The sequence below is a fragment of the Diaphorobacter sp. ED-3 genome, assembly GCF_027625375.1.
GTDB classification, from domain to species: Bacteria; Pseudomonadota; Gammaproteobacteria; order Burkholderiales; family Burkholderiaceae_C; genus Diaphorobacter; species Diaphorobacter nitroreducens.
Map to the genome: position 1 here is coordinate 1,304,661 of NZ_CP115182.1, position 25,917 is coordinate 1,330,577.

Genomic DNA, 25,917 nt, shown 5'->3' on the forward strand with positions numbered 1-25,917 from the left:
GCGTCAGGACGATGCCAGCGCCAGGTCGCCCTTGTTGCGGCGCACGCAGAACTTGCCCTGCTGCTTGCCGCTGTACATGGCGGCGTCCGCCAGGCGGATGAGGGTGCAGGCGTCGCAGGCGTCGTCGGGCGCGAGTGCGTAGCCGATCGTCAACCCCACGCGGATCTCGACGCCCTGCACGTAAAACGGCGTCAGGAAGGATTCCAGCAGTGCGATCCCGAGATCGTGCGCCTGCATCACGCTGGGCAGCTGCTGTGCCATGACGACGAATTCGTCCCCGCCCAGCCGTGCGATCAGGTCGGCGTGGCGCAAATGGGCGCGCAGCCGCTGCGCCACGGCCACCAGCAGCCGGTCGCCCACGGCGTGCCCATGCTGATCGTTGACGGGTTTGAAGCCGTCCAGGTCCAGCATAAACACGGCCAGCAGCCGGTCGGCTTGCGCGTGGGGCAGCGCGGCGCCCAGGGCTGCGTCCAGGCCGCGCCGGTTGGGCAGGCCGGTGAGGGGGTCGGTGCGGGCCAGCGACATGAGCGCATCGCGCTCCCGGCTGGCGTCCTGCACTGCGTCACGCAGGCGTGCGTGGCGCAGGCCCAGCATGCGCATGAACAGCAGCATGTTGACCACGGCCGCGATCTGGAAGAGGTGCATGGGCCAGAACCGGGCGGGGAGCACCCCATGCACCAGCAGAGCGAGCGCGACGGCGGTGCCGATATAGACCAGCCATGCGAGCAGCAGTGTGTGCCTCACGGGGGCGTTCTCGTGCATGCGCCGCGCGGCCACGGGCAGGCTGATCAACGCCGGCAGCGGCCCCAGAAGTGCCAGCGTGGCGAGGGTCGCGGGCGTGTTCAAAACGTTTGACAGAAACGCGGCGCAGAGCAGGACGGACAGCGCGGCTCCTCCCTGCATGGTGCGCAGAAATCGACCGGGCCGGTTGTCGCGCGCCAGCGAGTGCCCCATGAACAGGAAGGCGCCGATCACCGCAATGCAGACGAACAGCGGGCCGGCGTGCTGCTGCATCCAGGGGTGGTGCCCCCAGATGAACAGGGTGCCGATGCCAAAGAAATGTATGGAAAACCCCGCGCTGCCCAGCACCAGCAGCGCGTAGTAGGCGAACACCTTTTCCCGTAGCGCAACGGCCTGCAGCAGACCGTAGATGAACAGACACAGCGCCAGGCCCACGAACAGGCCCTGCAGCATCTGCTCGCGCAGCATGGGCGCAGCCATGTCTCGCCAGGTGCCGATGCGCAGCGGGACAATCATTCCGCCCAGCGTGCGCACGCGCACCAGCAGCTCGTAAGTGCGTTCGTGCTCCAGCGCCAGAACCACCGCGGGGGTGCGCCAATCCAGCGCGTGGGGGCTGGGCTGCTGCAGGTTGCCCAGGGCGTGATGCTGCAGCACCTCGCCGTCCGCCACCAGATAGACGTCGAGTTCGTTCAGCAGGGGGAAGTCCACATTGATGACCCAGGGCCCTGCGCGCGCCTGGGGGACCAGTGTCGCCTTCAGCCACACGGCATCCGGGCGCACGCCCAGTGAACCGCTGCGCGTCGCAGGTGCCGCGAACTCCGTGGGCGTGGCCAGCATCTCCTGCACCGTGCGTGCCAGCTTGGGGTCAGAGCGCATGCACAGGTGGGCCCACAGATCCACGGGGCCCCTGCCTGGCTCCAGCACCGTGGCTCTGCAGGCCTGCGCCGGGCCGGGGTGCAGTGCGCCGAGCAGGCACAGCATTCCGCCCAGCACCGCGCGCAGCCGCACGCCGCCAGGCAAGATTCCGCACCAGAGCAACAGCAAGAGCCGCATCGCACCCTCCGCAGGAGGTTCAAATGTATCACCGCGTAACGACTGCGGTGTGAGCGGATAGAGGGCGAGTCGCCGCGGGCTGCCGCGGGCTGCCGCGGGCTGCGCGTGTCAGGAATCCGCGATGTGGGCCAGGTTCAGCAGCGCGGCCTCGATCGCCGCGGCCGTGGCGCGGGGCTGCTCCATGGGAAAGAGGTGACTGCCGTCCAGCATCGTCACGCGGCCCTGGGTGATGCGCTGGGTCATCGCCATGCCCACCTGGCGCATCTCGGCGGAATCGCGCCCGCCGATGAAGGCGGCCGGGCAGCGCAGCGGATGCGCGTGCAGCAGCCGGGCCAGGTTGTGGGGCAGGGTGTTGTAGATCTGGGTTTCCACCGCGCGGTCAAAGGCCAGCACGCGCTTGCCGTCCTGGTCCTGCAGGCCGTGTGTCACGTAGTCCCGCAGCACGCGCGGGTCCCAGTGGGCGAAGGCCTTCTTGCGGCGAAAGTGCTCCAGCGCCTCCTCGTTGCTGGACCAGCTGTTGCGCCGCGCGCGGCTCACGCGCCCGGGCGAGACGGCGCCCACCACCTGCGTCTGCTTGGCGACCCCCAGGGCACTGGCGCGCCAGCCGCCGATGAGGGGCGAGTCGATCAGCACCACGCCCCGTGCCAGCTCGGGGTGGCGCGCGGCGGCCATCACGCTCAGGAAGCCCCCGAGCGAATGGCCCACCAGGAAGGCCTGCTCTCCGCTGCGCTGCTGCTGCTCGGCGGCAAAGTCCGCCAGGTGCTGCACCAGGTGGGGCCAGTTGTTGCTGACGGGGTATTTCTCGTCGTGGCCATAGCGTTCGATGGCGCTGACGCGAAAGCCGCGCTCGCGCAGTTCATCGAACAGCACGCGGTAGGTGCCGGCGGGGAAACTGTTGGCGTGGGAGAAAACGATGCAGGCCATGGAACGGTTCACACGAGCTTGTCGCGCGGTGTGGTGATCTTCTTGATGGGCCGGCTGCGCAGGGGCTCCACGCGGATGGGCACTTCGGTCACGCCGCCGTTCCATGCCGGATCCTCGATGCTGTCGAACACCTGGCGCAGCTTCTCGCCCCAGCTGTCGTGCAGCATGCGGAAGTAGGGGTTGTGCTCGTCGATGCACACGATCTTGTCGGTGGCGAGGCGCCCCTCCTCGTACACCACGAGGTCCAGCGGCAGGCCGACCGAGAGGTTGGACTTGAGCGTGCTGTCCATGGACACCAGCGCGCACTTGGCCGCCTCGCTCAGCGGCGTGTCGGGCGTGATCACGCGGTCCAGCACGGGCTTGCCGTACTTGGACTCGCCCACCTGGAAGTACGGCGTCTCGGCCGTGGCCTCGATGAAGTTGCCTGCCGAATACACCTGGAACAGGCGCATGCCCTCGCCCTTGATTTGGCCGCCCAGCAGCAGGGAGACGTTGAAGTCCACCCCCGCGCGCTGCAGTGCGGCGCCGTCGCGCTCGTACACGCGGCGCACCGCCGCGCCCAGCACGCGCGCCACGTCGAACATGCTGGTGGCGTTCCACAGCGTGATGGGCGTGCTGTCGCCGGGCTCCTGGATCTGCTCGACCTGCAGGATTTCGCGCACCGACTGCGAGATGCTCAGGTTGCCGGCCGACAGCAGCACCATGAAGCGGTCGCCGGCCTGCTCGTAGACCATCATCTTGCGAAAGGAACTGATCTGGTCCAGCCCGGCGTTGGTGCGCGAGTCGGACAGGAACACCAGGCCGGCGTTGAGCTTGATGGCGACGCAGTACGTCATGGGATGGGCAGTGAAGGCGAAGAGGGCGAGTGTAGGGCGCTTTGCCGGGCGGCCGTGTCGCGGCTGCGGCGCTGCGGCGGGCGCAGGGCGGGCATGCTCATGAGGTTGTATTTGCTACCATAAACATAGCTGCTAGCGCTTTACTGGTAAGCGCTAGAGCCTTATTTTATTCAAAACCGGGCGTGCTCAGCCGCTTGAGCTGGTAGAGCGCGTCCAGCGCCTCGCGGGGCGACAGCTGGTCCGGGTGGATCTGCGCCAGGGCGGACTCCACGGGGCTCACGGTCGCCACTTCGGGCGCGGGCGGCGGAGCGAACAGGTCCACCTGCAGCTCATCCTCGCCCGCGCGTTCTTCCAGCGCGGCGAGCGTGTGGCGCGCGTGGTGCAGCACGGCGGCGGGCACCCCCGCCAGCTTCGCCACCTGGATGCCGTAGCTGCGGCTGGCGGGGCCGGGCTGGATCTCGTGCAGGAAGACGATGTCGTGGCCGGACTCGGTGGCGCCCACGTGCACGTTCACCGCGTGCGGGTGGCGCGCCGCCAGTTCGGTCAGCTCGAAGTAATGCGTGGCGAACAGCGTGAACGCGCGGGTCTTGTCATGCAGATGGGTGGCGATGCCGCTGGCCAGCGCCAACCCGTCGAAGGTGCTGGTGCCGCGGCCGATCTCGTCCATCAGCACCAGGCTGTGCGGCGTGGCGGCGTGCAGGATCTGCGCCGCCTCGGTCATCTCCAGCATGAAGGTGGACTGGGCATTGGCCAGATCGTCGGCCGCGCCGATGCGGGTGTGGATCGCGTCGATGGGGCCCAGCCGGCAGGCCGCGGCCGGCACGTGGCTGCCCATGCTCGCCAGCAGCACGATCAGGGCGACCTGCCGCATGTAGGTGGACTTACCGCCCATGTTGGGGCCGGTGATGATCTGCATGCGCGCGTTGGCGTGCAGGCGCGTGTGGTTGGGGATGAAGGCGCCGCTCGATGTTTCGGCCAGCCGGGCCTCCACCACGGGGTGGCGGCCTGCCTCGATGTCGATGCAGGGCTCGTTGACGAATTGCGGTGCGCACCAGTTGAGCGTGAGCGAGCGCTCGGCCAGCGTGCACAGCACGTCCAGCGTGGCCAGCGCCTGCGCCAGCCGCGTGAGCTGGGGCACATGCGGCTGCAGCTGGTCCAGCACCTGCTCGTACAGCCACTTCTCGCGTGCGAGGCCGCGTTCCTGGGCCGACAGTGCCTTGTCCTCGAAGGTCTTTAACTCGGGGGTGATGAAGCGTTCCGCGTTCTTCAGTGTCTGGCGGCGGCGGTAGTCTTCGGGCACCTTGTCCGCGTGGCTGCTGGTGACCTCGATGTAGAAGCCATGCACCTTGTTGAACTGCACGCGCAGGTTGGGGATGCCGGTGCGTGCCTTCTCGCGCGTCTCCAGATCGAGCAGGAAGTCGTCGCAGTTGTTCTGGATGCCGCGCAGCTCGTCCAGCTCGGCATCGAAGCCCGGCGCGATCACGCCGCCGTCGCGCACCAGGGCGGCGGGCTCCTCCAGGATGGCGGCGCGCAGCAGCGCAGCGCATTCAGCGGGGGGCTGCAGGTGGCTGAAGATTTGGGCCAAAAACGGCTCTGTCGCTTGACTGTTAAGCGCGAGCAGCTCTGCTTTTTGTAGCGTCTTGCCCAGCGCCACCAGCTCGCGCGGGCGCACCTGCCGCAGCGCGATGCGCGCGGTGATGCGCTCCACGTCGCTCACGCCGCGCAGTTCGCTGCGCAGGAGCTGCCACGGGCCCTGGCCGCTGCCGGCGCCGCGCAGCGCGGCCGTGGCCGCCAGGCGCTGGCGCGCGTCGCTGCGGTCGCGGCGCGGCTCCAGCAGCCAGGTCTTGAGCAGGCGGCTGCCCATGCCGGTCATGCAGGTGTCCAGCAGCGAGAACAGCGTGGGCGCGTCCTCGCCGCGCAGGGTCTTCACCAGTTCCAGGTTGCGCCGCGTGGCCAGGGGCAGGTGGATCAGTTCGTCGCTTTGCTGTACGCGCACGCCGTGCACATGGGTGAGTGCGCGGCCCTGCGTGTGCTCGGCGTACTGCAGCAGCGCGGCGGCGGCGGCGTGGGCGTGGGGCAGGCCCTCGGCATTCCAGGCCTGCAGGCTGGCCGCGCCGAGCTGCTCCAGCAGCTTGCGCTCGCCCAGGGCACCATCGAACTGCCAGTCGGGCCGCAGGCTCATGGGGCAGGTGAACACGCCGCCCTGGCGCAACTGGGTCAGTTGTTCTTCAAAGCGCTGGGTGATGCCCGCGCTGTAGATCACCTCGCTGGGGGCAATGCGTGCGAGCCAGGTGCCCACGTCGGCCTGTGCACATTCGGCCAGCTGCACCACACCCTGGGTGACGGAGAGCCACGCCAGGCCGCAGCGCGCACGCGCGCCCTGGTGCACGGCCAGCAGCGTGGACTCGCTCTTGTCGGACAACAGTTCGCTATCGGTGAGCGTCCCGGGGGTGACCACGCGCACCACCTTGCGCTCCACGGGGCCCTTGGCGGCGCCCACTTCGCCCACCTGCTCGGCAATGGCGACCGACTCGCCCATCTTGATGAGGCGGCCCAGGTAGTTCTCCAGCGCATGAAAGGGCACGCCTGCCATGGTCACTGGCTGGCCGGCCGACTGGCCGCGTTGGGTGAGGGTGATGTCCAGCAGGCGAGCGGCCTTCTCGGCATCGGCGTAGAAAAGCTCGTAGAAGTCGCCCATGCGGTACAGCAGCAGCGTGTCGGGGTGCTGCGCCTTCAGGGCCAGGTACTGCGCCATCATCGGCGTGTGGTTCGAGAAGTCGGCCTCGTCGGGGCGCGGGGTGGGCGCGGGTTTCCCGGTCATCTGCGTGCGTGTTCCTTGGGTGCGGACGAAAGTGGCAAGGCGCGCGACGCGCCAGGATTGGTGCGGGCCCTAGGCCGGCTGCGGGCCGGGGCGGCCATCTTCCACCACGAACCGGGCCAGAGTGTACGCGGCGCTGCCAGCATCCAGCGGGTCGCGCAGGGCGCGCAGCGTGGTGGTCCAGCGCGTGGGCGTGAGGTCGCACAGGCCGTAGCCGCGCTCCTCACAGCGGGCCAGCAGTACATGGGGGTTGTGGCGGGCGATGGCATCCACCTTCTCCTGCGTGGTGCCGGCGCGCGAGGAGATCGAGGTGCCGCAGAACTCGCTGGCCAGGATGCGCGGCGCACCGTGGGCATGCGGCCCGTGTGGCGCCATCACGTTGCAAACATAGTTCTGGTGGATGTCGCCGCCCAGCAGCACCGTGTTGCGCGGCGGGTGCTGCGCCAGCGCCTGCAGCAGGCGGTCGCGTGCGGCGGGGTAGCCGTCCCAGCTGTCGGTGGACTGCAGGCCCGAGGGGTAGCGGCGTGGCGAGAACAGGGTCTGCTGCGCCAGTACGCTCCAGCGCGTAGCTTGGTTGCGCGCATCGGCTGCCAAACCCGCGTGCAGCCACTGCTCCTGTTCCCAGCCGAGGAAGCTGCGGTGGCCGTCCAGGATTTCGGGGCAGGCGTCGGGCCGCACCGCGCCGGTCGCACCCTTGCCCGGCGTGCGGCAGGCCTGCAGGTCGCGGTACTGGCGTGTGTCCAGCATGTGCAGCCGCGCCAGGCGCCCCCAGAGCAGGCGGCGGTGGATCTGCAACTGATGGAAGCCGGAGCCCGCCAGCGTGGATGCGCGCAGCGGCATGTGTTCATAGAAGGCCTGCCACGCGGCGCTGCGCAGCGGCAGCCATTCGGCGCGCTCGCCCCGGCCCTGGCCAGCGGCGTAATCGTTCTGTACCTCGTGGTCGTCCCAGGTCACCGCCCACGGCGCGCAGGCGTGCGCGGCCTGCAAGGCGGGGTCGCTCTTGTGCAGGGCGTAGCGGTCGCGGTAGTCCTGCAGGTTGCGAGGCAGGCGCAGCGGGTGCACGCGGGCCAAGCCCGTGGCGTCCTGTGGGCTGGGATATTCGTAGATGTAGTCGCCCAGGAACAGCACCAAGTCGGGCTGGTCCGCGCAGGCATGCCGCCAGGCGGCGTAGTGGCCGTGCTCCCACCGCTGGCAGGAGGCGAACACCATTCGCAGGCGCCCGGGCAGCGCATCCGGTGCGGGTGCGGTGCGGGTGCGGCCGACGGGGCTGGTGGCGTCACCCAGCATGAAGCGGTAGTGGTACCAGCGGTCGGGGCGCAGGCCGGCCACCTCCACATGCACGCTGTGGCCCAGTTCAGGCAGCGCCATCGCCGTGCCTTGCTGCACGATGTGGCGAAACTGCGCGTCGTCGGCCAGTTCCCAGCGTACGGTCAGGGGGCCGGCCCAGGGTGCGTGGGTGCCGGCCAGGTCCGCGGGCGGAAGCACGCGGGTCCAGAGGACCACGCCGTCGTGTACGGGGTCGCCACTGGCCACACCCAGGCCAAAGGGGTCGTGCCGCACGGCGGCCTGGGCCCAGGCCCAGCGGGGCAGTTGCGTGGCCATGCCGGCACCGGCGGCCTGACGCAGCAGTGTGCGGCGCGAGATGTCAAGCGAAGGTAGGTGCACGGGACATCGCACAAGGGGTCCAGGCGTCAGGCAGCAACCACGCGGTTTTTGCCGGTGCGCTTGGCCAGGTACATGCCCTGGTCGGCGCGGCGGATCGCGTCGGCGCTGCCTTCTTCGCCTTCCACCTGGGCCACACCGGCGCTGAAGGTGATGAGCACCCGCTCGTGGTCTTTGAGGAAGTAGCGCGTGGTCAGCTCGCGTTGCAGGCGCTCCATGGCCTTCACGCCTTCCGCCAGTTCGGTGTCGGGCAGGATGATGACGAATTCCTCGCCGCCATAGCGCGCCAGCTGGTCCTGCGGTCGCATCACCTCGCGGGTGACCTGCGCCAGATGCACCAGTGCCGCGTCGCCGGCGGTGTGGCCCAGGCGGTCATTGATGGACTTGAAGTTGTCCACATCCAGCAGCGCCACGCACAGCGGCGCGTCCTGGCGGCGCGCACGCGCGACCTCGCGCTCCATGGCCTCGGCAAAGCCCTTGCGGTTGAGCGAGCCCGTCAACGGGTCGTGGCGCGCCTGGGCGCTCGCGCGGTCCAGCTCCTGGCGCAGGTGGTCGATTTCGGCGTGCTTGGCCTCGGTGCGCTCGCGCAGTTCCTGCAGTTCGCCGCGCGTCACCCGGCTGCTCAGCGCCATGGCGCGCGTGGCGGCCATGACTTCCTCCAGCAGCGGCATGATGTCCTGCAGTTGCGTGGCCTGGCTGATGCGCTCGGCGCAATCCTCCATCTTGGCGTTGTAGGCGCTGCTGGATTCATCCATCTGCGCCAGGCGCTCGATGAATGTGGCCAGCAGTTCGCTCATCTGCATCTGCGCGTGAACGGTGCGTTCCTTGGCCTCAGTCTGCTTGAAGATGACGTCCTTGAGGCGTCGCTGCACGTCGTCCAGCCGGCGCAGCGTGAGCGGCGGGGTGGAGGCCGCAAGCAGCGCCTCGGCCTGGCCGTGCAGCCACTCGTCGTCCATGCTCAGGGCGGCAATGTTCTCGAACACCAGGCGCAGCAGGCTGAGCAAGCTCCGCCGGATGGCGGCTTGGTCTTCCGCCGCGAAAGACAGCCGGTAGCTGAAGTTGCCGAGCATCAGCTCGGCGGTGGAGACGGGTGGGTCGGGCTCGCGCAGGAAGGTGCTCAATTGCGCAGCCAGCTCATGCACGCGGGCATCGTCCTCGCCCAGCGCCGGCAGGGTGTTGTCCACCAGCCGCGCCAGATTCTGCGCCAGTGTCAGCGGCAGGTGGTCAATCCGGGTGCTCGCGGGCTCGGGTGCGGCCACGGGCGAGAGTCCCAGGTTGGCGTATCCCACCAACACGTTTTGCAAAACGCCCCAGTCCTGCTGGGTGATGGCGGTTTCCAACAGGCCCAGCAACCGCTTCTGCGCCGGGGTCTGGCCGGGGATCACCCGCGAGATCTGCCGCAGCTGGGCGCTGGGAAACGCCGGCGCGCTGGTGGTGCCGGCCACTTCGTCATAGAGGGCCTGGTAGTGGTCGGGCGTGGGAGGAAGCCGGCGCGTAGCGAGTAGCTTGAGCGTCTCGCGGGCAATTTCAGAAGGGGATTTTGCGGAGGCCATCTGCAGGGACGCAGGAAGATGCAAACAACCAAAAGTGTGACAGAGTGCAGCCCGCTTGGATAGCAGGCCGGGTCAAGCCATGTGTAAAGCGTGTCAGTTGACCAGAACCAGTTTGCCGATCACCGCACGTGCGCCCATGTGGGCAAACGCGGCGGGTAGCTGTGACATGGGCATGGTTCGGTCGATGGCTGGCCTGATCTTGCCCTGCGCATACCACTGGAGCAGGGTGCCCATCATCGAAGCATTGGCCTGGGGCTCGCGCTTGGCGAATTCGCCCCAGAACACGCCGACGACAGAAGCACCCTTGAGCAGTGGCAGATTCAACGGCAATGAAGGGATGGGGCCCGATGCGAAGCCGACCACCAGATAGCGGCCTCGCCAGGCGATGGAGCGAAATGCGGGCTCTGCCAGTGTGCCGCCCACCGGGTCGTAGATGACGTCCGGTCCCCGCCCGTCGGTCAGTGACTTGGCGGCGTCGCGCAGGTCCTCCACGCTGTAATTGATCACGGCATCGGCCCCCAGCTTCAGGCACACGTCGCATTTTTCGTCCGTGGAGGCGGCGGCGATCACGCGCGCTCCCTTGGCCTTGGCGATCTGAATCGCGGCGGTGCCCACGCCGCCAGCCGCGCCCAGCACCAGCACGGTTTCGCCTGCCTGGAGCTGGCCCCGGTCCAGCAGGGCGTGGTAGGAGGTTGCATAAGTCATGATGAATGCCGCCGCATCCACATGGCCAAAGCCGTCCGGCAGGGGTATACAGCGTGCGGCCGGGGCGATGGTGTGCGTGGCGAAACCACCCGTGCCGCTAAGGCAGGCCACGTTTTGACCCACCTGCAGATGGGTGACGCCGTCGCCCACGGCCTGCACGACGCCCGCGAACTCCGAGCCGGGCACGAAAGGCAGGGGTGGCTTGATCTGGTACTTGTTCTGCACCATCAGCAGGTCGGGAAAATTCAGGCTTGCCGCGCGGATCTCGACGAGGACCTCGCCCGCCTTGGGAGCCGGGTCGGGCAGTTCTGTCCAGGCCAGGGCCTCGACGCCAGTGGGGTTGGTGCAGAGCCAGGCGTGCATGAATGTCTCCTTGGTCGGTACGAATCTGTTGGGCGGGCATCATAGGGGCCGCCTCGGAGGCTGGGTTGTCCCTTGCGTGACCAGCGACAGCGCGTGTGCGCGCTCCTACAATGCCAGCCGTTCCGCCTTCCAGACCATGAAAATCCTCATCTCCAACGACGACGGCTACCAGGCGCCTGGCATCGTGGCGCTGCATGACGCCCTTAAGACCATTGCTGATGTGGAAGTGGTGGCTCCCGAACACAACAATAGCGCGAAGTCGAACGCCCTGACGCTGCATTCGCCGTTGTATGTGCAAACCGCGCACAACGGCTTTCGCTATGTCAATGGCACGCCTGCCGATTGCGTGCACATTGCGCTGACGGGCCTGCTGGGTTACCGGCCCGATCTGGTGGTCTCAGGCATCAACAACGGCGCCAACATGGGCGACGACACAATTTATTCCGGCACGGTGGGTGCTGCGATGGAAGGCTATCTTTTCGGGATCCCGTCCATCGCCTTTTCGCAGGTGGACAAGGGGTGGGGCGAGATCGAGTCGGCTGCGCGCAAGGCGCGCGAGATCGTTCAGCAGATGGATCGCCAAAACCTGGTCGGCGAAGCCCCCTGGCTGTTGAATGTCAACATTCCCAATATGCCGTATGACGCATTGCGGCCCTTGCGCATGTGCCGCCTGGGCCGGCGCCATGCGGCAGAGCGTGTCATTGAGCAGCAGAGCCCGCGTGGGGAGCTGATGTACTGGATCGGTGGCGCTGGCGCCGCCAAGGACGCGGCGGAGGGCACCGATTTTCATGCCACGGCGCACGGCCATGTATCCGTCACGCCATTGAAGGTGGACCTGACCGATTACGACGGACTGGGGTATTGGGCGCAGACTCTGGCCCGTCTCGTACCCGCGCAGGCGTCCGGCGAGGTGGCTTGATGCAGCGGCGGCCAGGTTTTCCTGCGCGGATCGACTGGCGCCCACCCGGCAAACCCACCGCGGCGCCACCGGTAGGCGCGCGCCGCGAGGTGCAGCCGCCCACGCCGCACGGCGTGGGGCTGGACTCCGCTGCCGTGCGCGCACGCATGGTGCAGCGACTCGCAGCCTCGGGTATCTCGGCGGGGGCGGTTCTTCAGGCCATGGGAATGATTGAGCGGCATCGTTTTGTCGACACCGCCTTGGCCAACCAAGCCTATGAGGACACCAGTCTGCCCATCGGACTGGGTCAGACCATTTCCAAACCCAGCGTGGTAGCACGCATGATCGAATTGTTGCTAGGGGCCGAGTGCGCGCGCGGAAATGGAATGGGCCGGGTACTGGAGATCGGCACGGGCTGCGGCTATCAGGCAGCGGTGCTGTCGCGTGTCTCGCGCGAGGTGTATACCGTTGAACGCTTGCGCGCGTTGCATGAAAAGGCGCGAGACCACTTGCGCCCCCTGCGCCTGGCCAATGTGCACCTGATCCTGGGCGACGGAATGCTGGGTTACCCCAGCGGCGCGCCCTATGCGGGCATCATTGCCGCGGCGGGGGGCGATAGCCTTCCCGCCGCGTGGTGCGAGCAACTTGCCGTGGGTGGCCGGCTGGTCGCCCCACTGGCGGGCGCCGACGGCCAGCAGATGCTGCTGGTCGTTGATAAAACTGCGCAAGGCTTGAAGCAGGGCATTCTGGAAGCCGTGCATTTCGTCCCCCTAAAATCGGGGATCGCCTGAAGGATTTGCTTATGTTGGTATCGCGTAGTCTTGTGGTTTGGGGAGTTGCCGTGCTGGCTGGCGGTTTGCTGGCGGGGTGCAGCACCCCGATCAACAGGGCTCCCGTGGAAGATCGCGGCACCTTTGCCGCGAGCAGCGGCACGACGGGGCCCGCCGGGGCCGTGCCTGAGGTCAAGCCCTTGCCTGGTGCTGAAAACGCGGGCAAGCCTGGCTACTACACCGTGAAGCCAGGCGACACGCTGATTCGCATTGGCCTGGAAAACGGGCAAAGTTGGAAAGACATCGCGCGCTGGAACAACCTGGAAAACGCCAACCTGATCGAGGTGGGCCAGGTGCTGCGTGTGGTGCCCCCTGCTGCGGCTGCGGCGACTGCGGTGGCATCTGACACCGGTGTGGTCACCCGCCCCGTCACGTCTTCGCCCTTGGCTGCAGCATCGGCTGCGAGCGCACCCAAGCCGTCGGCGTCGGCGGCGTCTACACCGGCCGCGGTGGCGCCGGCAGCGGCACCCAGCGCGCCAGCGGTGGCCACCGCGCCCGCCGCTGCTGCGGCAACAGATGACGTCAACTTCATCTGGCCCTCGTCGGGCAGCCTGTTGGCGGGATTCGACGAGGTGCGTAACAAAGGCTACGACATCGGCGGTAAGGCAGGCGATCCGGTGCTCGCCGCTGCCGATGGGCGTGTGGTGTACGCCGGGGCTGGGCTTCGCGGCTATGGCAACCTGGTGATCTTGAAACACAACAACACCTATCTCACGGCCTATGCGCACAACCAGACGCTGCTGGTGAAGGAAGACCAGAACGTGCGCCGGGGGCAAAAGATTGCCGAGATGGGAAGCACCGACGCGGATCGTGTGAAACTGCATTTCGAAATCCGGCGCCAGGGCAAGCCCGTGGACCCCGCCCGCTACCTCCCCTCCCGTTGAGCGCGCCGGCTTCCATGGGAGAGGCGTCCTGGCTGGAGGATGCTGATCCGGCAGAGACAGGTGGGAGTCAGGCGGACGAGTTTGAGGCGGAACTGCGGGAGGTCGTCGTGGGCGCCGAGCAGCATGCTCAGCGGCTGGACAAGGCACTCGCGGAACTGGTCCCAGAGTTTTCCCGCAGTTATCTACAGCAGTTGCTGCTCCAGGGCTGCATACGCCTGAATGGGCGGGAGGTACAGAAGCCCGCGTCCAGGGTCAAGGCCGGGGACCGCATCGCGGTCGAGATGCGCCCTACGCAGCAGAGCCAGGCTTTTCGGCCCGAGCAATGGCCATTGGATGTGGTGTATGAGGATGAGCACATCCTCGTGATCCACAAGCCTGCGGGGCTGGTGGTGCATCCCGCGCCCGGCAATTGGAGCGGCACGTTGCTGAACGCCTTGCTTGGCCGGGATGCGCAGGCGATGCAGGTGCCGCGTGCGGGCATCGTCCATCGACTGGACAAGGACACCAGTGGCCTCATGGTCGTTGCGCGCAGCCGGTCGGCCATGGATGCACTCGTCCGCATGATCGCTGCGCGCGAGGTCAGCCGCCAGTATGTGGCGCTGGGGTGGGGCGGCTGGACGGGGGCCGCACATCGATCGGTGCATGCCCCGATCGGTCGTGACCCGCGCAATCGCCTGCGGATGGCGGTGGTCGATCTAGCACAGCATCCAGGCAAGGAAGCCCGCACCGATTTCGACCTGATAGATGCCAACGAGGAGGTGTGCCTCGTGCGTTGCACGCTGCACACGGGGCGAACGCACCAGATCCGCGTGCATATGGCATCCATGCGTCATCCCTTGGTGGCAGATGTACTGTACGGCGGCGCGATGGCCGGGCCCATGCATCGACAGGCGCTGCATGCATTCCGGCTGGCGTTTATGCACCCGGTCACTGGCGCTCCCCTGGAGTTCCACGCGCCGCTGCCGGAAGACATGGCGCAGGCGCTGGATTTTTGGGGGCTGCGCTACAATCGCCCCTGACGGCTGTTCTGCCGTGAACCGCCGGCCAGCATGAGCTACCGGCCCCGTGAAGGCGCATTGCCACGCTCTGCTTTCTGCGCCGCAATATCTCCAACCCAAGGCGCAGCCTCCCGTTTGATGCGAGGCTGCCTTTCCAGGGACTGTTGGACCATGAATTCGGTGGACGCCAAACGGGTTCTTGAAACCGCGTTGATCTGTGCCCCGCAGCCTGTATCGATCCGTGACTTGCGGACATTGTTCGATGACGCGCTGGGTTCCGATACAGTAAAGATGCTGCTGCTGGAACTGCAGCAGGACTGGGCCTTGCGAGGGGTGGAGTTGGTACAAGTGGCCACAGGTTGGCGTTTCCAGAGCCGGCCCGAGATGCGCGAATTTCTGGACCGGCTGCATCCTGAAAAGCCGCCCCGCTACACGCGAGCGACGCTGGAGACGCTGGCCATCATTGCGTACCGGCAGCCCGTGACCCGCGGGGACATCGAAGACATCCGTGGGGTGACGGTCAACAGCCTCATCATCAAACAACTGGAGGACCGCGGCTGGGTGGAGGTCATTGGCCACCGCGAGACAGTGGGCCGGCCTGCGTTGTTTGCTACCACACGGCAGTTCCTGGACGATTTAGGACTGCAATCACTGGATCAACTGCCTACGCTCGAAGACCCCGGCGTGCAGGTCAGCATGTTTGAAGCGCTGGGCGCCATTCAGGGGGCACCGCAGAGCGAAGACACTGCAGGGGTACCTGAGGACGGCGTGCAGGTGCCGGCCGTAGACGAAGTAGATATTGAAGATGCCCCTGATCTGGTAGTGGGCGCGACACACAGTGGTGCCGAAGAGGGGCCACGGGACATTGACATATGAATGATGAATCTCACAAGGATCCGGACTCCATGGCGGGCCACTCGACTTCGCCCGCATCGGAGGCTGCTGCGCCGCGCAGGCCCCGCAAGCGCAAGTCTGCGGAAGGCGCGCTTCAGGAGGATGCGGCAGTGCCGCAACTGAGTGGTGCTGACGGTGCCCAATCGGACGTGAAAATGCAGGAAGTGCATGAGCAAGGCGCTGCTGTTGAGGTGCCACGACAGTCCAGCGGCCATGCTGCCAAGCGCGCGCCGAAGGGTGATGGCTATCAGTTTGCCGACGTGGTGTCGGGTCAGTTCGACGAGGATGAAGCCAACGCCGAGCTCGCCCCCGCCAAGCGGGTGCTGCTTCCCCAGCCAGAAACCCCCAAACTGCACAAGGTGCTCGCCCAGGCGGGCATGGGGTCTCGGCTGGAAATGGAGCAGCTCATCCTGGAAGGTCGTATTTCCGTCAACAACGAGCCGGCCCATATCGGGCAGCGCGTGCAGTTTGGGGACCAGATAAAGGTCAACGGCAAACCCATCCGCTTCCGTATTGCACCACCGCCGGTACGCGTGATTGCATACCACAAGCCGGTGGGCGAAGTGGTCACGCATGACGATCCGCAAAACCGCCCCACGGTGTTTCGCAAACTCCCCCGGCTGCAGCAGGGCAAATGGCAATCCGTCGGGCGACTGGACCTGAATACCGAAGGTTTGTTGCTATTTACCAGTTCGGGGGAGCTTGCGAACAAGTTGATGCACCCCCGCTTCGGGCTGGAGCGTGAATATGCGGTCCGCGTGCTGGGTGCGTTGAGCACCGAGGAAAAGCAGCGCTTGCTGGAAGGCGTGCCGCTGGAGGATGGCATGGCTTCCTTTGGCTCCGTGGAAGACGGCGGCGGCGAGGGCGCCAACTGTTGGTACCGGGTCACCATCTCTGAAGGCCGTAACCGCGAGGTCCGCCGTATGTTCGAGGCGGTAGGGCATGCGGTGAGCCGGCTGATTCGGATTCGCTATGGGGCCATGATGCTGCCGCGCGGGCTCAAGCGCGGGGCATGGCTGGAGCTTGATGAGCGCGACATTCGTGCCCTGATGCAGGCGGCAGGTGCAACGCTGGATGGTGGTGCGCGCCCCACTAGTGGCCAGGGCAGGGGCGGCCGCAAAGGCGATCGTCGATCCGCGGGGCCGGGCAAGGCATCTGGCAGTGGGCGTGACAAGACGGGGGGGCGTGCGGGGCGACCGCCCTCACCGAATGCCCAGCCGGACCCGATGAAGACGTCGCTTGGCTATATCGGGGCCGACAGTTTCTCGCGCCATCGCCAACAGCAACGCAACAACGGGCCGCGCCGCGGCGGACGGTAGGGGATTGGCGTAAAGCTAAAATTGACGGTTTGCCTTCAGGGCAAAAATACCGCAACACCTCACTAGGAAAACCAACATGGCTATCGAACGCACCCTTTCCATCATCAAGCCGGACGCCGTTGCCAAGAACGTGATCGGCCAGATCTATGCGCGCTTTGAAGCCGCGGGCCTGAAGATTGCCGCTGCGCGCATGATCCACCTGTCGCGCGCCGAAGCCGAGCAGTTCTACGCAGTGCACAAGGAGCGCCCCTTCTTCAAGGATCTGGTGGACTTCATGATTTCCGGCCCAGTGATGGTGCAGGCCCTGGAGGGTGAGAACGCCGTCCTGAAGAACCGCGAACTCATGGGCGCGACCGACCCCAAGAAGGCGGCGCCCGGCACGATCCGCGCCGACTTCGCGGACAGCATCGACGCCAATGCGGTGCACGGCTCCGACGCTGCCGAAACCGCCCAGGTGGAAGTGGCCTTCTTCTTCCCCGGCCTGAACATCTACTCGCGCTAATGCAGTGGCTCCGCGTGCCGGGCGGTCCTGGTTTGGCCGCCCCCGCGCGGATGCGCTATGTGGGCGTGGACATCCGTGAACGTTATGACCACGAACCTTCTGGATTTTGACCTGGACGGCCTGGCTGCTTTTTGCGAGCGGCTGGGAGAAAAACGTTTTCGGGCCACGCAACTGTTTCGCTGGATCCACCAGCGCGGTGCCAGCGATTTTGACCAGATGAGCGACCTGGCGAAATCGTTGCGCGAGAAGCTCAGGGGCTGCGCCCATGTGGCAGGGCTGCAAGCCATCAGCGAACATATCTCTGCGGATGGCACGGTGAAGTGGCTGTTCGACGTGGGCGACGGCAACGCCGTGGAGACAGTCTTTATTCCTGAGGACGATCGCGGCACCTTGTGCATCTCCTCGCAGGCTGGATGCGCCGTAGGCTGCCGTTTTTGCTCCACCGGTCACCAGGGGTTCAGCCGCAATCTCACTACTGGCGAAATCCTGGCCCAGCTCTGGTATGCCGAACACGCACTACGGCAGCGCCGCGGTGATGGTGAACGCGTGATTTCCAACGTGGTGATGATGGGAATGGGCGAGCCGCTGCAGAACTATGCAGCACTGGTGCCTGCGCTGCGAGTCATGCTCGATGACCATGGTTACGGCTTGTCGCGGCGTCGCGTAACCGTGTCTACCTCAGGCGTCGTGCCCATGATGGACCGCCTGGCGCAGGATTGTCCTGTGGCGCTCGCTGTTTCGCTGCATGCTCCCAATGACGTGTTGCGCGACAACCTCGTTCCCCTGAACCGCAAGTACCCGCTGCATGAACTCCTGGCGGCATGTCGGCGTTACTTGGACCACGCGCCGCGGGACTTCATTACTTTTGAATACTGCATGCTGGAAGGCGTGAACGATCAGCCAGAGCATGCGCGACAGTTGATTGACCTGGTGGGCCGCAAGGCGGCCGACGGCGGGGTGTCGTGCAAGTTCAATCTCATCCCCTTCAACCCGTTCCCGGCTTCCGGTCTGCGCCGATCTCCCCCGGCGGCTGTGACGGCTTTCGCACAATTGTTGAGTGACGCGGGTATCGTCACGACCGTTCGCAAGACGCGCGGTGACGATATTGATGCGGCATGCGGACAACTGGCTGGCGATGTGAAGGACCGAACACGGGTCAATGAACGCATGGCCAAGCTCAGGACCATCGAGATCAAGCCGGTCATCTGACGGCGTGGCGCAACAATTACGGGAGGCTTTCATGGCGAAGTGGCGGATCAATCACGGCGGGTGGCGGGCGATGGCGGCGATCGGCATTGCCGTTGTCGTCTCGGGCCTTGCCGGTTGTGCCCACCAAGGGGCCTCCGATGCCAATGGCGCCGTGGCGGAATCCGCGTCCGGCGGCGGCGAAGCCGACGTGCGTCGCCGTGCACGTATCCGGCTGGAGCTGGCTGCGAACTACCTGCAAATGGGGCAGACCACCGTGGCCATGGAGGAGGTGCGGCAGGCGATCACGACCGATCCCACGTATGCCGACGCCTACCACCTTCGCGGCTTGATATACATGAACATGGGCGACCTGGCGCTCGCGGAAGACAGCCTCAAGCGCGCCCAAGGCATGAAGCCTTCCGATCCAGACATCATGCACAACTATGGCTGGCTGCAGTGCCAGCGCCAGCAGTACGACGTCGCCAATCAGATGTTCGAGCGGGCGCTTGCCGTGCCGAGTTACAAGGCACGCAGCAAGACGCTGATGTCCCAGGGCCTGTGCTACCAGCGGGCGGGGCGTCTTGCAGAGGCCGAACAAGCGCTGAAGCAGGCCTATGAGATTGATGCGGGCAACCCGGCGGTGGGGTACCACTTGGCGGCCGTGCTGTTTGCGCGGGGCGAGGCCAAGCGGGCGCAGTTTTATGTCCGTCGCGTGAACAATGGCGAGTATGCCAATGCCGAGTCTTTGTGGTTGGGCGTGAAGATCGAGCGCGTGCTCAAGGAGTTCGTGGCCATGCGCCAGTTGGGTGATCAATTGCGCAAGCGCTTCCCCAACGCAAAAGAAACCCTGGCATTCGAACGAGGGGCATTCGATGAGTGAGCCCATGGGCGCCGCTGGGGGGATTGATCACCGGATGCAGGATCACGGAACTGAACCGGCGGGCGGCGTTACCGCGGGGCAGTTGCTGAGGCAACTGCGCGAATCCGCAGGGGTCCATGTTGATGTGCTGGCCGGAACGCTGAAGGTGCCCGCGAACAAACTGCATGCGCTGGAAGCGGACCAATACGACGCATTTCCCGACGCCGTCTTCATGCGGGCGTTGGCGTCGGGCGTCTGCCGGACCTTGAAGGCCGATGCTGCGCCGGTGCTCGCATTGCTGCCCCAGAGCGGCCCCGTGCAGCTTGTGGTGGACAAGGGACTCAACGCGTCGTTCAAAGACCCTGGTCACCGGTTCATCAAGGGGGGAACGCTGGAGCGACCCAGATCGCGCATGATGGGCGTGACGGTTGCCGCGCTGTTGGCCGCCGCGGTGGCCATCGCCTTTCTCCCGAAGGGCAACGACAGTTTGCCGGTCGCCAGCAGTCCGGAGGTGGTAACACCGCCACAGCGCGCGCTCGAAGCCACGCAACTGGACCCGGTGAGTGCTGCGGTACCCTCAACACAAGAGTCCGTTGCCTCAGGGGGACAGGCCACTGTGCGGGCAGAGCCATCTTCTGCTGCGGTGGCCTCAGCGGCCCTCGCCGCATCGGCCCCCGCTGCGGCGGTGGAGCCGGCCCCATCCCACGGCGTGACCAACGAGGCCGGAGTTGACGCCAAGGGCACCGAGGCTTCGGGCGTGCTGGTCATTCGCGCCCGGGGAGAATCCTGGATCCAGGTGCGCAACGCCGCGGGCGGCGTCGTGCTGCAGAAGATCCTGGCTGCGGGCGAGAGTGTTTCCGCGGCGGGCAGCCCTCCCTGGTCGGTCGTCATTGGCAAGGCGGATGCCACGGAGGTGGTTGTGCGCGGCCAGCCCATGGATCTGAATGCGATTGCGCGCGAGAACGTTGCGCGTTTCGAGGTGAAGTAAATGAATATCTCCGGCACAGCCGCACCGATCGCTATGGCACAGCCCCAGGCACGCCGCTCGCGGCAGGCACGCATCGTCTGGGGCAGCCGGGTGGTCACGGTGGGTGGCGGCGCACCGGTGCGGGTGCAGTCCATGACCAACACCGACACGGTGGATGCGATCGGCACGGCCATCCAGATCAAGGAACTGGCGCAAGCGGGCTCTGAGTTCGTTCGCATCACGGTGAACACGCCGGAGGCCGCAGCGGCCGTGCCCTACATCCGTGAGCAGCTGGACCGCATGGGCGAGACGGTGCCGCTGGTGGGCGACTTTCACTACAACGGCCACCGCCTGCTGACGGAATTTCCCGACTGCGCACAGGCATTGTCCAAGTACCGCATCAACCCGGGCAACGTGGGCAAGGGCGACAAGAAGGACAAGCAGTTCGGCCAGATGATCGAGGCCGCGGTGCGCTGGGACAAGGCCGTGCGCATCGGCGTGAACTGGGGCAGCCTGGACCAGGAGTTGCTGGCCGAGCTGATGGATGCGAACAGCCGCCGCACCCAGCCGTGGGATGCGCGCCAGGTCATGTACGAGGCGCTGATCACCTCCGCCATCGAATCGGCGAAACGCGCCGAGGAAATGGGCCTGAGCGGCGACCAGATCATCCTTTCGTGCAAGGTCAGCGGTGTGCAGGACCTGATCTCGGTGTACCGCGAACTCGCGCGCCGCTGCGACTATGCGCTGCACCTGGGTCTGACCGAGGCGGGCATGGGTACCAAGGGTATCGTGGCGTCGACCACCGCGCTTTCGATCCTGCTGCAGGAAGGCATTGGCGACACTATCCGTGTGTCGCTGACTCCGCAGCCCGGCGAGGCGCGCACCCAGGAGGTGGTGGTGGCCTCCGAGATCCTGCAATCGCTGGGACTGCGCGCGTTCGTGCCCAGCGTGACCGCTTGCCCGGGCTGCGGCCGCACCACCAGCACCACATTCCAGGAGCTGGCCAAGCAGATCGACGATTACCTGCGTGCGCAGATGCCCGTATGGCGGCTGCGCTATCCCGGCGTGGAAAAACTCAAGGTGGCCGTGATGGGCTGCATCGTCAACGGCCCGGGCGAGAGCAAGCATGCCGACATCGGCATCAGCCTTCCCGGCACGGGCGAGGCGCCCGCCGCCCCGGTGTTCATCGACGGCGAAAAGGCCATGACCCTGCGGGGCGAGGGCATCGCGCGAGAGTTCCAGGATATCGTTGAAGGCTACATTGCCCGGCGTTTCGGCAACGGCGCAGGCGCACAGTGAAGTGTGCGCAAGTTTGCTATAAATATTATAGCTTATAGCGCTTGATGGATAAGCGCTAGAGGCTGATTTGATTCAAAATCACAAACAATAGAACAAGATGCAGAAGCTGGTTGCCATCAAGGGCATGAACGACATTCTTCCGCCCGATTCGGCGCGCTGGGAATGGCTGGAGGACAAGGTGCGCACCCTCATGGCGCGCTACGCTTATCGCAACATCCGCACGCCCATCGTCGAGCCTACGCCGCTGTTCGTGCGCGGCCTGGGCGAAGTCACCGACATCGTCGAGAAGGAGATGTACTCCTTCGAGGACCGGCTCAACGGTGAACAGCTGACGCTGCGCCCCGAGGCAACGGCGGGGGTGGTGCGTGCGGTGGTAGAGCATTCCATGCTCTACGACGGCGGCAAGCGCCTGTACTACATGGGGCCGATGTTCCGGCATGAACGGCCACAGCGCGGCCGCTACCGCCAGTTCCACCAGATCGGTGCCGAGGCGCTGGGCTTTCCCGGCGCGGAAGCCGATGCCGAGATCATTCTGCTGGCGCATGCGCTGTGGGCGGAACTGGGGCTGGAGAACGTGCGGCTGGAATTGAACAGCCTGGGGCAGCCTGACGAGCGCCGCGCCCACCGCGCGGCGCTGATCGCATACCTGGAGCAGCACATGGATGTGCTCGACGAGGATGCGCGCCGCCGCCTGCACAGCAATCCGCTGCGCATTCTCGACACCAAGAACCCCGCGATGCAGGCGCTGGTGGAAGGCGCCCCGCGGCTCATCGACTTTCTAGGCGAGGCGTCGCTGCAGCATTTCGAGACCGTCAAGGCGATCCTGGATGCCAACGGCGTGGCCTGGAGCCTCAATCCCCGCCTGGTCCGCGGGATGGACTATTACAACCTCACGGTATTCGAGTTCGTGACGGACCAACTGGGCTCGCAGGGCACGATCTGCGGTGGGGGCCGTTACGACTACCTGATCGAGCAGATCGGCGGCAAGTCCGCTCCGGCCGTGGGCTGGGCGCTGGGGGTGGAGCGCGTGCTGGAGTTGCTCAAGGAGCAGGAGGCGCAAGTGGCCCGACCAGCTGCCGATGCCTATGCCGTAGTGCCCGACGCGTCAGCCCTGCCGGTGGTCATGGCTACCTTGCAGCGGCTGCGTGCGCAGGGGGTGTCGGTGCAGATGCACAGCTCCACCGCCGCAGGCGAGGGCATGGGCAGCATGAAATCCCAGTTCAAGAAGGCGGACGCCAGCGGCGCACGCTATGCACTGGTCTTCGGCGCCGACGAACTGGCCCGCGGGGCCGTGACCGTCAAGCCGCTGCGGGATAGCGGCGAGCAGGCGGAGCGCCCGCTGGCGGCGCTGGCCGAATGGGCGGCCACCCTACAATCCTCGCGCTGAACGGAACCACAACATGGCCAACAACTTCGACCTTCAAGAACAAGAACAGCTTGAGCAGATCAAGCACTTCTGGAACACGTGGGGCACGCCCATCACCTGGGTGTTGATTGTCATCATGGGGGGGCTTGCCGCCTGGAACGGCTACCGGCTGTGGCAGGGCCGCCAGGCCCAGCAGGCGACGGCACTGGCCGAGGCCGTGGAAATGGCCGTGCAGGCGGGTGACCTTGCGCGCGTGGAGCAAGCCGTGGGCGACTTGAAGTCGAGTTACGGCGGCACCGCGCAGGCGTGGCAGGCAGGCCTTCTGGCTGCCAAAGCGCTGGCCGACGCTGGCAAGTGGGATGCCGCCAAAAGTACGTTGGCTTGGGTGGCCGAGAAAGCGTCTGATGAGGGTTACCAGGCCTTGGCCCGGCTGCGCCTGGCCAGCGTCCTGATCGAGCAAAAGGCCTACGACGAGGCCTCGGCGCAGCTGTCGGGGAAATTCCCCGCAGAGTTTGCTGCTACGGTCGCGGATCGCAAGGGTGATGTGTTCGCGTTGCAGGGCAAGAAGCAGGAAGCCATCGCCGAGTACCGCCGTGCCTACCAGGCTTTTGACGAGCGTGTGGAATACCGCCGCCTGGTGGAAGCCAAGCTCAACGCTTTGGGCGCACAGGTGGAGACGGTAGCCTCCGCTACGTCGGGGGGCGTGCAATGAGCCAGGCACGTAGTCATGCCATGAGGGCGCTGACCGGCGCCTCTTTGCTGGTGAGCCTGCTGGTGATGGGAGGTTGCTCGTTGTGGGGCGGCACGCCGAAGCCGAAGCCGGCGGAGCTCGGTCCCAACGTCCCTGTGCTGGGAGTGCGTCAGGCGTGGGTGTCCCAGATTGGGACGCAAGAAGGCCTTGAGCTCGACATACACGTGGAGGGCAGCGTGGTGACGGTGGCCTCTGCCAATGGCGATGTGGCGGCCATCGATGCTCGCACGGGGGGCGACGTATGGCGCACGCGCCTCAACCAGCCGCTTGCCTCGGGCGTGGGAAGTGATGGGCGCTGGACGGCGGTGGTGTCGAAGGGCAATCAAGTTATCGCACTGGACGGCGGTCGGGAGATCTGGCGCAAGCCGTTGCCCGCCCAGGCTTATACGGCGCCGTTGGTCGCGGGCAAGCGCATCTTCGTGCTGGCGGCGGATCGCTCCATTTCCGCCTTCGACGCGGCGACTGGCTACCGGCTCTGGAGCCAGCAGCGGCCGGGTGAGCCCCTGGTCCTGCGCCAGGGCGGTGTGCTGATGGCCGTGGGTGACACCCTGGTTGCGGGGCTGTCCGGCCGTCTGGTCGGCTTCAATCCCGACAACGGCGTGGTGCGCTGGGAGGCGCCCTTGGCCAGCCCGCGCGGCACCAATGACGTCGAGCGGCTGGTGGAGATCGTTGGCCGTACGAGCCGTGTGGGCGATAGCCTGTGCGCGCGGGCTTTCCAGGCCTCGGTGGGCTGTATCGATGCATCCCGGGGGGCGGTCTCGTGGACGCAGCCCGCCAGCGGCGGCGTGGGCATCCACGGGGATGACACCATGCTGTTCGGCACGGAAAGCAACGGAACGGTGATCGCATGGCGGCGCACCGATGGGTCCCGCGCCTGGACATCGGACAGGCTGCAGTTCCGCAAGCTCACAGCGCCCTTGGTGCTGGGGCGTTCAGTGGTAGTGGGTGACGATACAGGGCTGGTGCACCTGCTGTCCCGTGAGGACGCCGCACCGCTCAACCGCCTGACGACCGATGGCTCGGCCATTGCGGCGGCCCCGGCGGTGGCGGGCGACACCTTGGTGGTGGTGACGCGCAAGGGCGGCGTCTACGGCTTCCGTCCGGACTGATAGGGATATAGGACACAGGATGAAGCCTGTCATCGCTTTGGTGGGGCGGCCCAATGTGGGCAAGTCCACCTTGTTCAACCGTTTGACCAAGTCGCGCGATGCGATCGTGGCCGACTTTGCCGGCCTCACGCGTGATCGCCACTATGGCAATGGGAGACAGGGCAAGCACGAGTACATCGTCATCGACACCGGGGGGTTCGAGCCCGATGCCTCCAGCGGCATCTACCGCGAGATGGCCAGGCAGACCCAGCAGGCCGTGGCGGAGGCCGATGTCGTGGTTTTTGTCGTGGACGTACGCGGTGGACTGTCCGCCCAGGACCACGACATTGCCAACTACCTTCGCCGCCTGGGCAAACCCTGCGTGTTGGCCGGCAACAAGGCCGAAGGCATGCAGGACAGCATGCATCTGGCCGAGTTCTATGAGTTGGGCCTGGGAGAGGTGCACCCCGTATCGGCGGCGCACGGCCAGGGTGTGCGCAGCCTGGTGGATCTCGCGCTGAAGCCGCTCGCGTTGCCCGAGATTGAGGAGGAGGATGCGGCGGCCGAGAAGAATGTCATCCGTCTTGCAGTGGCAGGGCGCCCCAACGTGGGCAAGTCGACACTGATCAATACATGGCTGGGTGAAGAGCGTTTGGTGGCTTTCGACATGCCCGGCACCACGCGCGATGCCATATCGGTGCCTTTCGAGCGCAACGGCCAGAAGTTCGAATTGATCGACACGGCGGGCCTGCGACGCAAAGGCAAGGTGTTTGAAGCGATCGAGAAATTCTCGGTCGTGAAGACCCTGCAGGCCATCGAGTCAGCCAATGTCGTGCTGCTGCTGCTGGACGCCACGCAGGGAGTGACGGACCAGGACGCACATATTGCCGGCTACATCCTGGAGAGCGGTCGCGCCGTGGTGATCGCAGTGAACAAATGGGATGCGGTGGACGACTATGGCCGGCAGCAGCTGGAGCGTTCCATCGAAACGCGTCTGTCGTTTCTGAAGTTCGCGCCGTTGCATTTCATCTCCGCGAAGAAACGGCAGGGCATTGGGCCGCTGTGGTCATCCATCATCCAGGCGTACAAGTCTGCCAACCGCAAGATGCCTACGCCGGTGTTGACGCGCCTGCTGCAGGAGGCGGTGCAGTTCCAGAGCCCCAAGCGCTCGGGTATGTTCCGGCCCAAGATGCGCTATGCGCACCAGGGCGGCATGAATCCGCCGGTGATCGTGATCCATGGGAATTCGCTGGAGCATGTCACGGACGCCTACAAGCGCTTTCTTGAGGCGCGTTTTCGCAAAGAATTTGACCTCGTCGGTACGCCGCTGCGTATCGAAATGAAAACCTCCAGCAATCCTTATACGGACAAGCAGAACTCCTGAGCCCCTGGACGGCGTATGGCCGTCTGGGTGTGGTA

Annotated in this window: 22 protein-coding genes; 15 read left to right on the forward strand and 7 right to left on the reverse strand. The window is 66.0% G+C overall.

Annotated features, from left to right (window positions below; translation table 11 throughout):
- Window positions 1-3 precede the first annotated feature (3 nt).
- The 7 genes from PCQ86_RS06350 to PCQ86_RS06380 all read right to left on the reverse strand — a co-directional run bounded on the left by PCQ86_RS06350 (window position 4) and on the right by PCQ86_RS06380 (window position 10,655).
- On the reverse strand, window positions 4-1,794 hold the full coding sequence (locus tag PCQ86_RS06350) for a diguanylate cyclase (protein ID WP_270175117.1): 1,791 nt from the start codon (window positions 1,792-1,794) through the stop codon (window positions 4-6).
- A 108-nt stretch (window positions 1,795-1,902) separates the two neighbouring features.
- Complete coding sequence (locus PCQ86_RS06355) at window positions 1,903-2,718, reverse strand: alpha/beta fold hydrolase (RefSeq protein WP_088888586.1); 816 nt, start codon at window positions 2,716-2,718, stop codon at window positions 1,903-1,905.
- Window positions 2,719-2,726: 8 nt separating this feature from the next.
- A complete protein-coding gene (locus PCQ86_RS06360) occupies window positions 2,727-3,554 on the reverse strand; it encodes a proteasome-type protease (protein ID WP_011804588.1) in 828 nt (275 codons plus the stop codon).
- Window positions 3,555-3,720: 166 nt separating this feature from the next.
- Entirely contained in the window at window positions 3,721-6,375 is a 2,655-nt protein-coding gene (gene mutS, locus PCQ86_RS06365) for a DNA mismatch repair protein MutS (protein ID WP_270175118.1), read from the reverse strand.
- A 69-nt stretch (window positions 6,376-6,444) separates the two neighbouring features.
- Window positions 6,445-8,049: an alkaline phosphatase D family protein gene (locus PCQ86_RS06370; RefSeq protein WP_442874545.1), complete on the reverse strand. Its 1,605-nt coding sequence runs from the start codon at window positions 8,047-8,049 to the stop codon at window positions 6,445-6,447.
- Window positions 8,050-8,063: 14 nt separating this feature from the next.
- Window positions 8,064-9,587, reverse strand: coding sequence for a GGDEF domain-containing protein (locus PCQ86_RS06375; protein WP_270175119.1), 1,524 nt, complete (start codon window positions 9,585-9,587; stop codon window positions 8,064-8,066).
- 93 nt (window positions 9,588-9,680) lie between these two features.
- Window positions 9,681-10,655, reverse strand: coding sequence for an NADPH:quinone oxidoreductase family protein (locus tag PCQ86_RS06380; protein ID WP_270175120.1), 975 nt, complete (start codon window positions 10,653-10,655; stop codon window positions 9,681-9,683).
- Window positions 10,656-10,791: 136 nt separating this feature from the next.
- On the opposite strand from PCQ86_RS06380, the gene surE reads away from it, so the two are divergent.
- The 15 genes from surE (at window position 10,792) to der (ending at window position 25,882) form a co-directional block, all read left to right on the forward strand.
- A complete protein-coding gene (gene surE / locus PCQ86_RS06385; protein WP_047350873.1) occupies window positions 10,792-11,574 on the forward strand; it encodes a 5'/3'-nucleotidase SurE in 783 nt (260 codons plus the stop codon).
- Entirely contained in the window at window positions 11,574-12,344 is a 771-nt protein-coding gene (locus PCQ86_RS06390; RefSeq protein WP_270175121.1) for a protein-L-isoaspartate(D-aspartate) O-methyltransferase, read from the forward strand. The genes surE and PCQ86_RS06390 overlap by 1 nt, the downstream gene beginning before the upstream one ends.
- 11 nt (window positions 12,345-12,355) lie before the next feature.
- Window positions 12,356-13,267, forward strand: coding sequence for a peptidoglycan DD-metalloendopeptidase family protein (locus PCQ86_RS06395; RefSeq protein WP_270175122.1), 912 nt, complete (start codon window positions 12,356-12,358; stop codon window positions 13,265-13,267).
- A gap of 14 nt (window positions 13,268-13,281) precedes the next feature.
- Window positions 13,282-14,286 (forward strand): RluA family pseudouridine synthase, encoded by a 1,005-nt coding sequence (locus PCQ86_RS06400; protein WP_270175123.1) that lies wholly within the window; start codon window positions 13,282-13,284, stop codon window positions 14,284-14,286.
- A 150-nt stretch (window positions 14,287-14,436) separates the two neighbouring features.
- Window positions 14,437-15,141, forward strand: a complete 705-nt coding sequence (gene scpB, locus PCQ86_RS06405; RefSeq protein WP_015912784.1) for an SMC-Scp complex subunit ScpB — start codon at window positions 14,437-14,439, stop codon at window positions 15,139-15,141.
- Window positions 15,138-16,478 carry a pseudouridine synthase gene (locus PCQ86_RS06410; RefSeq protein ID WP_270175124.1) on the forward strand — a complete coding sequence of 447 codons (1,341 nt, stop codon included), beginning with the start codon at window positions 15,138-15,140 and terminating at the stop codon, window positions 16,476-16,478. The genes scpB and PCQ86_RS06410 overlap by 4 nt, the downstream gene beginning before the upstream one ends.
- A gap of 76 nt (window positions 16,479-16,554) precedes the next feature.
- The gene (ndk, locus tag PCQ86_RS06415) at window positions 16,555-16,980 is read left to right on the forward strand and encodes a nucleoside-diphosphate kinase (protein ID WP_011804598.1); all 426 of its coding nucleotides are present in this window, start codon (window positions 16,555-16,557) and stop codon (window positions 16,978-16,980) included.
- A gap of 84 nt (window positions 16,981-17,064) precedes the next feature.
- Window positions 17,065-18,189, forward strand: a complete 1,125-nt coding sequence (rlmN, locus tag PCQ86_RS06420) for a 23S rRNA (adenine(2503)-C(2))-methyltransferase RlmN (protein WP_270175125.1) — start codon at window positions 17,065-17,067, stop codon at window positions 18,187-18,189.
- 31 nt (window positions 18,190-18,220) lie between these two features.
- Entirely contained in the window at window positions 18,221-19,048 is an 828-nt protein-coding gene (gene pilW, locus PCQ86_RS06425; protein WP_011804600.1) for a type IV pilus biogenesis/stability protein PilW, read from the forward strand.
- On the forward strand, window positions 19,041-20,015 hold the full coding sequence (locus PCQ86_RS06430; protein ID WP_270175126.1) for a helix-turn-helix domain-containing protein: 975 nt from the start codon (window positions 19,041-19,043) through the stop codon (window positions 20,013-20,015). The genes pilW and PCQ86_RS06430 overlap by 8 nt, the downstream gene beginning before the upstream one ends.
- A complete protein-coding gene (gene ispG, locus PCQ86_RS06435; protein WP_088887363.1) occupies window positions 20,016-21,293 on the forward strand; it encodes a flavodoxin-dependent (E)-4-hydroxy-3-methylbut-2-enyl-diphosphate synthase in 1,278 nt (425 codons plus the stop codon). It begins immediately after the preceding gene.
- Between the two features lie 97 nt (window positions 21,294-21,390).
- Window positions 21,391-22,680 carry a histidine--tRNA ligase gene (gene hisS, locus PCQ86_RS06440; RefSeq protein ID WP_047350862.1) on the forward strand — a complete coding sequence of 430 codons (1,290 nt, stop codon included), beginning with the start codon at window positions 21,391-21,393 and terminating at the stop codon, window positions 22,678-22,680.
- Between the two features lie 13 nt (window positions 22,681-22,693).
- Window positions 22,694-23,371: a YfgM family protein gene (locus PCQ86_RS06445; protein WP_047350861.1), complete on the forward strand. Its 678-nt coding sequence runs from the start codon at window positions 22,694-22,696 to the stop codon at window positions 23,369-23,371.
- Between the two features lie 20 nt (window positions 23,372-23,391).
- Complete coding sequence (bamB, locus tag PCQ86_RS06450) at window positions 23,392-24,519, forward strand: outer membrane protein assembly factor BamB (protein WP_442874546.1); 1,128 nt, start codon at window positions 23,392-23,394, stop codon at window positions 24,517-24,519.
- Between the two features lie 19 nt (window positions 24,520-24,538).
- Window positions 24,539-25,882, forward strand: a complete 1,344-nt coding sequence (der, locus tag PCQ86_RS06455; RefSeq protein WP_015912794.1) for a ribosome biogenesis GTPase Der — start codon at window positions 24,539-24,541, stop codon at window positions 25,880-25,882.
- Window positions 25,883-25,917 lie beyond the last annotated feature (35 nt).

Bases quoted from the DNA above. Each gene is read 5' to 3' on its own strand.
- PCQ86_RS06350 (WP_270175117.1), bottom strand. From the start codon at position 1,794: ATGCGGCTCTTGCTGTTGCTCTGGTGCGGAATCTTGCCTGGCGGCGTG.
- PCQ86_RS06355 (WP_088888586.1), bottom strand. From the start codon at position 2,718: ATGGCCTGCATCGTTTTCTCCCACGCCAACAGTTTCCCCGCCGGCACC.
- PCQ86_RS06360 (WP_011804588.1), bottom strand. From the start codon at position 3,554: ATGACGTACTGCGTCGCCATCAAGCTCAACGCCGGCCTGGTGTTCCTG.
- mutS (WP_270175118.1), bottom strand. From the start codon at position 6,375: ATGACCGGGAAACCCGCGCCCACCCCGCGCCCCGACGAGGCCGACTTC.
- PCQ86_RS06375 (WP_270175119.1), bottom strand. From the start codon at position 9,587: ATGGCCTCCGCAAAATCCCCTTCTGAAATTGCCCGCGAGACGCTCAAG.
- PCQ86_RS06380 (WP_270175120.1), bottom strand. From the start codon at position 10,655: ATGCACGCCTGGCTCTGCACCAACCCCACTGGCGTCGAGGCCCTGGCC.
- surE (WP_047350873.1), top strand. From the start codon at position 10,792: ATGAAAATCCTCATCTCCAACGACGACGGCTACCAGGCGCCTGGCATC.
- PCQ86_RS06390 (WP_270175121.1), top strand. From the start codon at position 11,574: ATGCAGCGGCGGCCAGGTTTTCCTGCGCGGATCGACTGGCGCCCACCC.
- PCQ86_RS06395 (WP_270175122.1), top strand. From the start codon at position 12,356: ATGTTGGTATCGCGTAGTCTTGTGGTTTGGGGAGTTGCCGTGCTGGCT.
- PCQ86_RS06400 (WP_270175123.1), top strand. From the start codon at position 13,282: ATGGGAGAGGCGTCCTGGCTGGAGGATGCTGATCCGGCAGAGACAGGT.
- scpB (WP_015912784.1), top strand. From the start codon at position 14,437: ATGAATTCGGTGGACGCCAAACGGGTTCTTGAAACCGCGTTGATCTGT.
- PCQ86_RS06410 (WP_270175124.1), top strand. From the start codon at position 15,138: ATGAATGATGAATCTCACAAGGATCCGGACTCCATGGCGGGCCACTCG.
- ndk (WP_011804598.1), top strand. From the start codon at position 16,555: ATGGCTATCGAACGCACCCTTTCCATCATCAAGCCGGACGCCGTTGCC.
- rlmN (WP_270175125.1), top strand. From the start codon at position 17,065: ATGACCACGAACCTTCTGGATTTTGACCTGGACGGCCTGGCTGCTTTT.
- pilW (WP_011804600.1), top strand. From the start codon at position 18,221: ATGGCGAAGTGGCGGATCAATCACGGCGGGTGGCGGGCGATGGCGGCG.
- PCQ86_RS06430 (WP_270175126.1), top strand. From the start codon at position 19,041: ATGAGTGAGCCCATGGGCGCCGCTGGGGGGATTGATCACCGGATGCAG.
- ispG (WP_088887363.1), top strand. From the start codon at position 20,016: ATGAATATCTCCGGCACAGCCGCACCGATCGCTATGGCACAGCCCCAG.
- hisS (WP_047350862.1), top strand. From the start codon at position 21,391: ATGCAGAAGCTGGTTGCCATCAAGGGCATGAACGACATTCTTCCGCCC.
- PCQ86_RS06445 (WP_047350861.1), top strand. From the start codon at position 22,694: ATGGCCAACAACTTCGACCTTCAAGAACAAGAACAGCTTGAGCAGATC.
- bamB (WP_442874546.1), top strand. From the start codon at position 23,392: ATGAGGGCGCTGACCGGCGCCTCTTTGCTGGTGAGCCTGCTGGTGATG.
- der (WP_015912794.1), top strand. From the start codon at position 24,539: ATGAAGCCTGTCATCGCTTTGGTGGGGCGGCCCAATGTGGGCAAGTCC.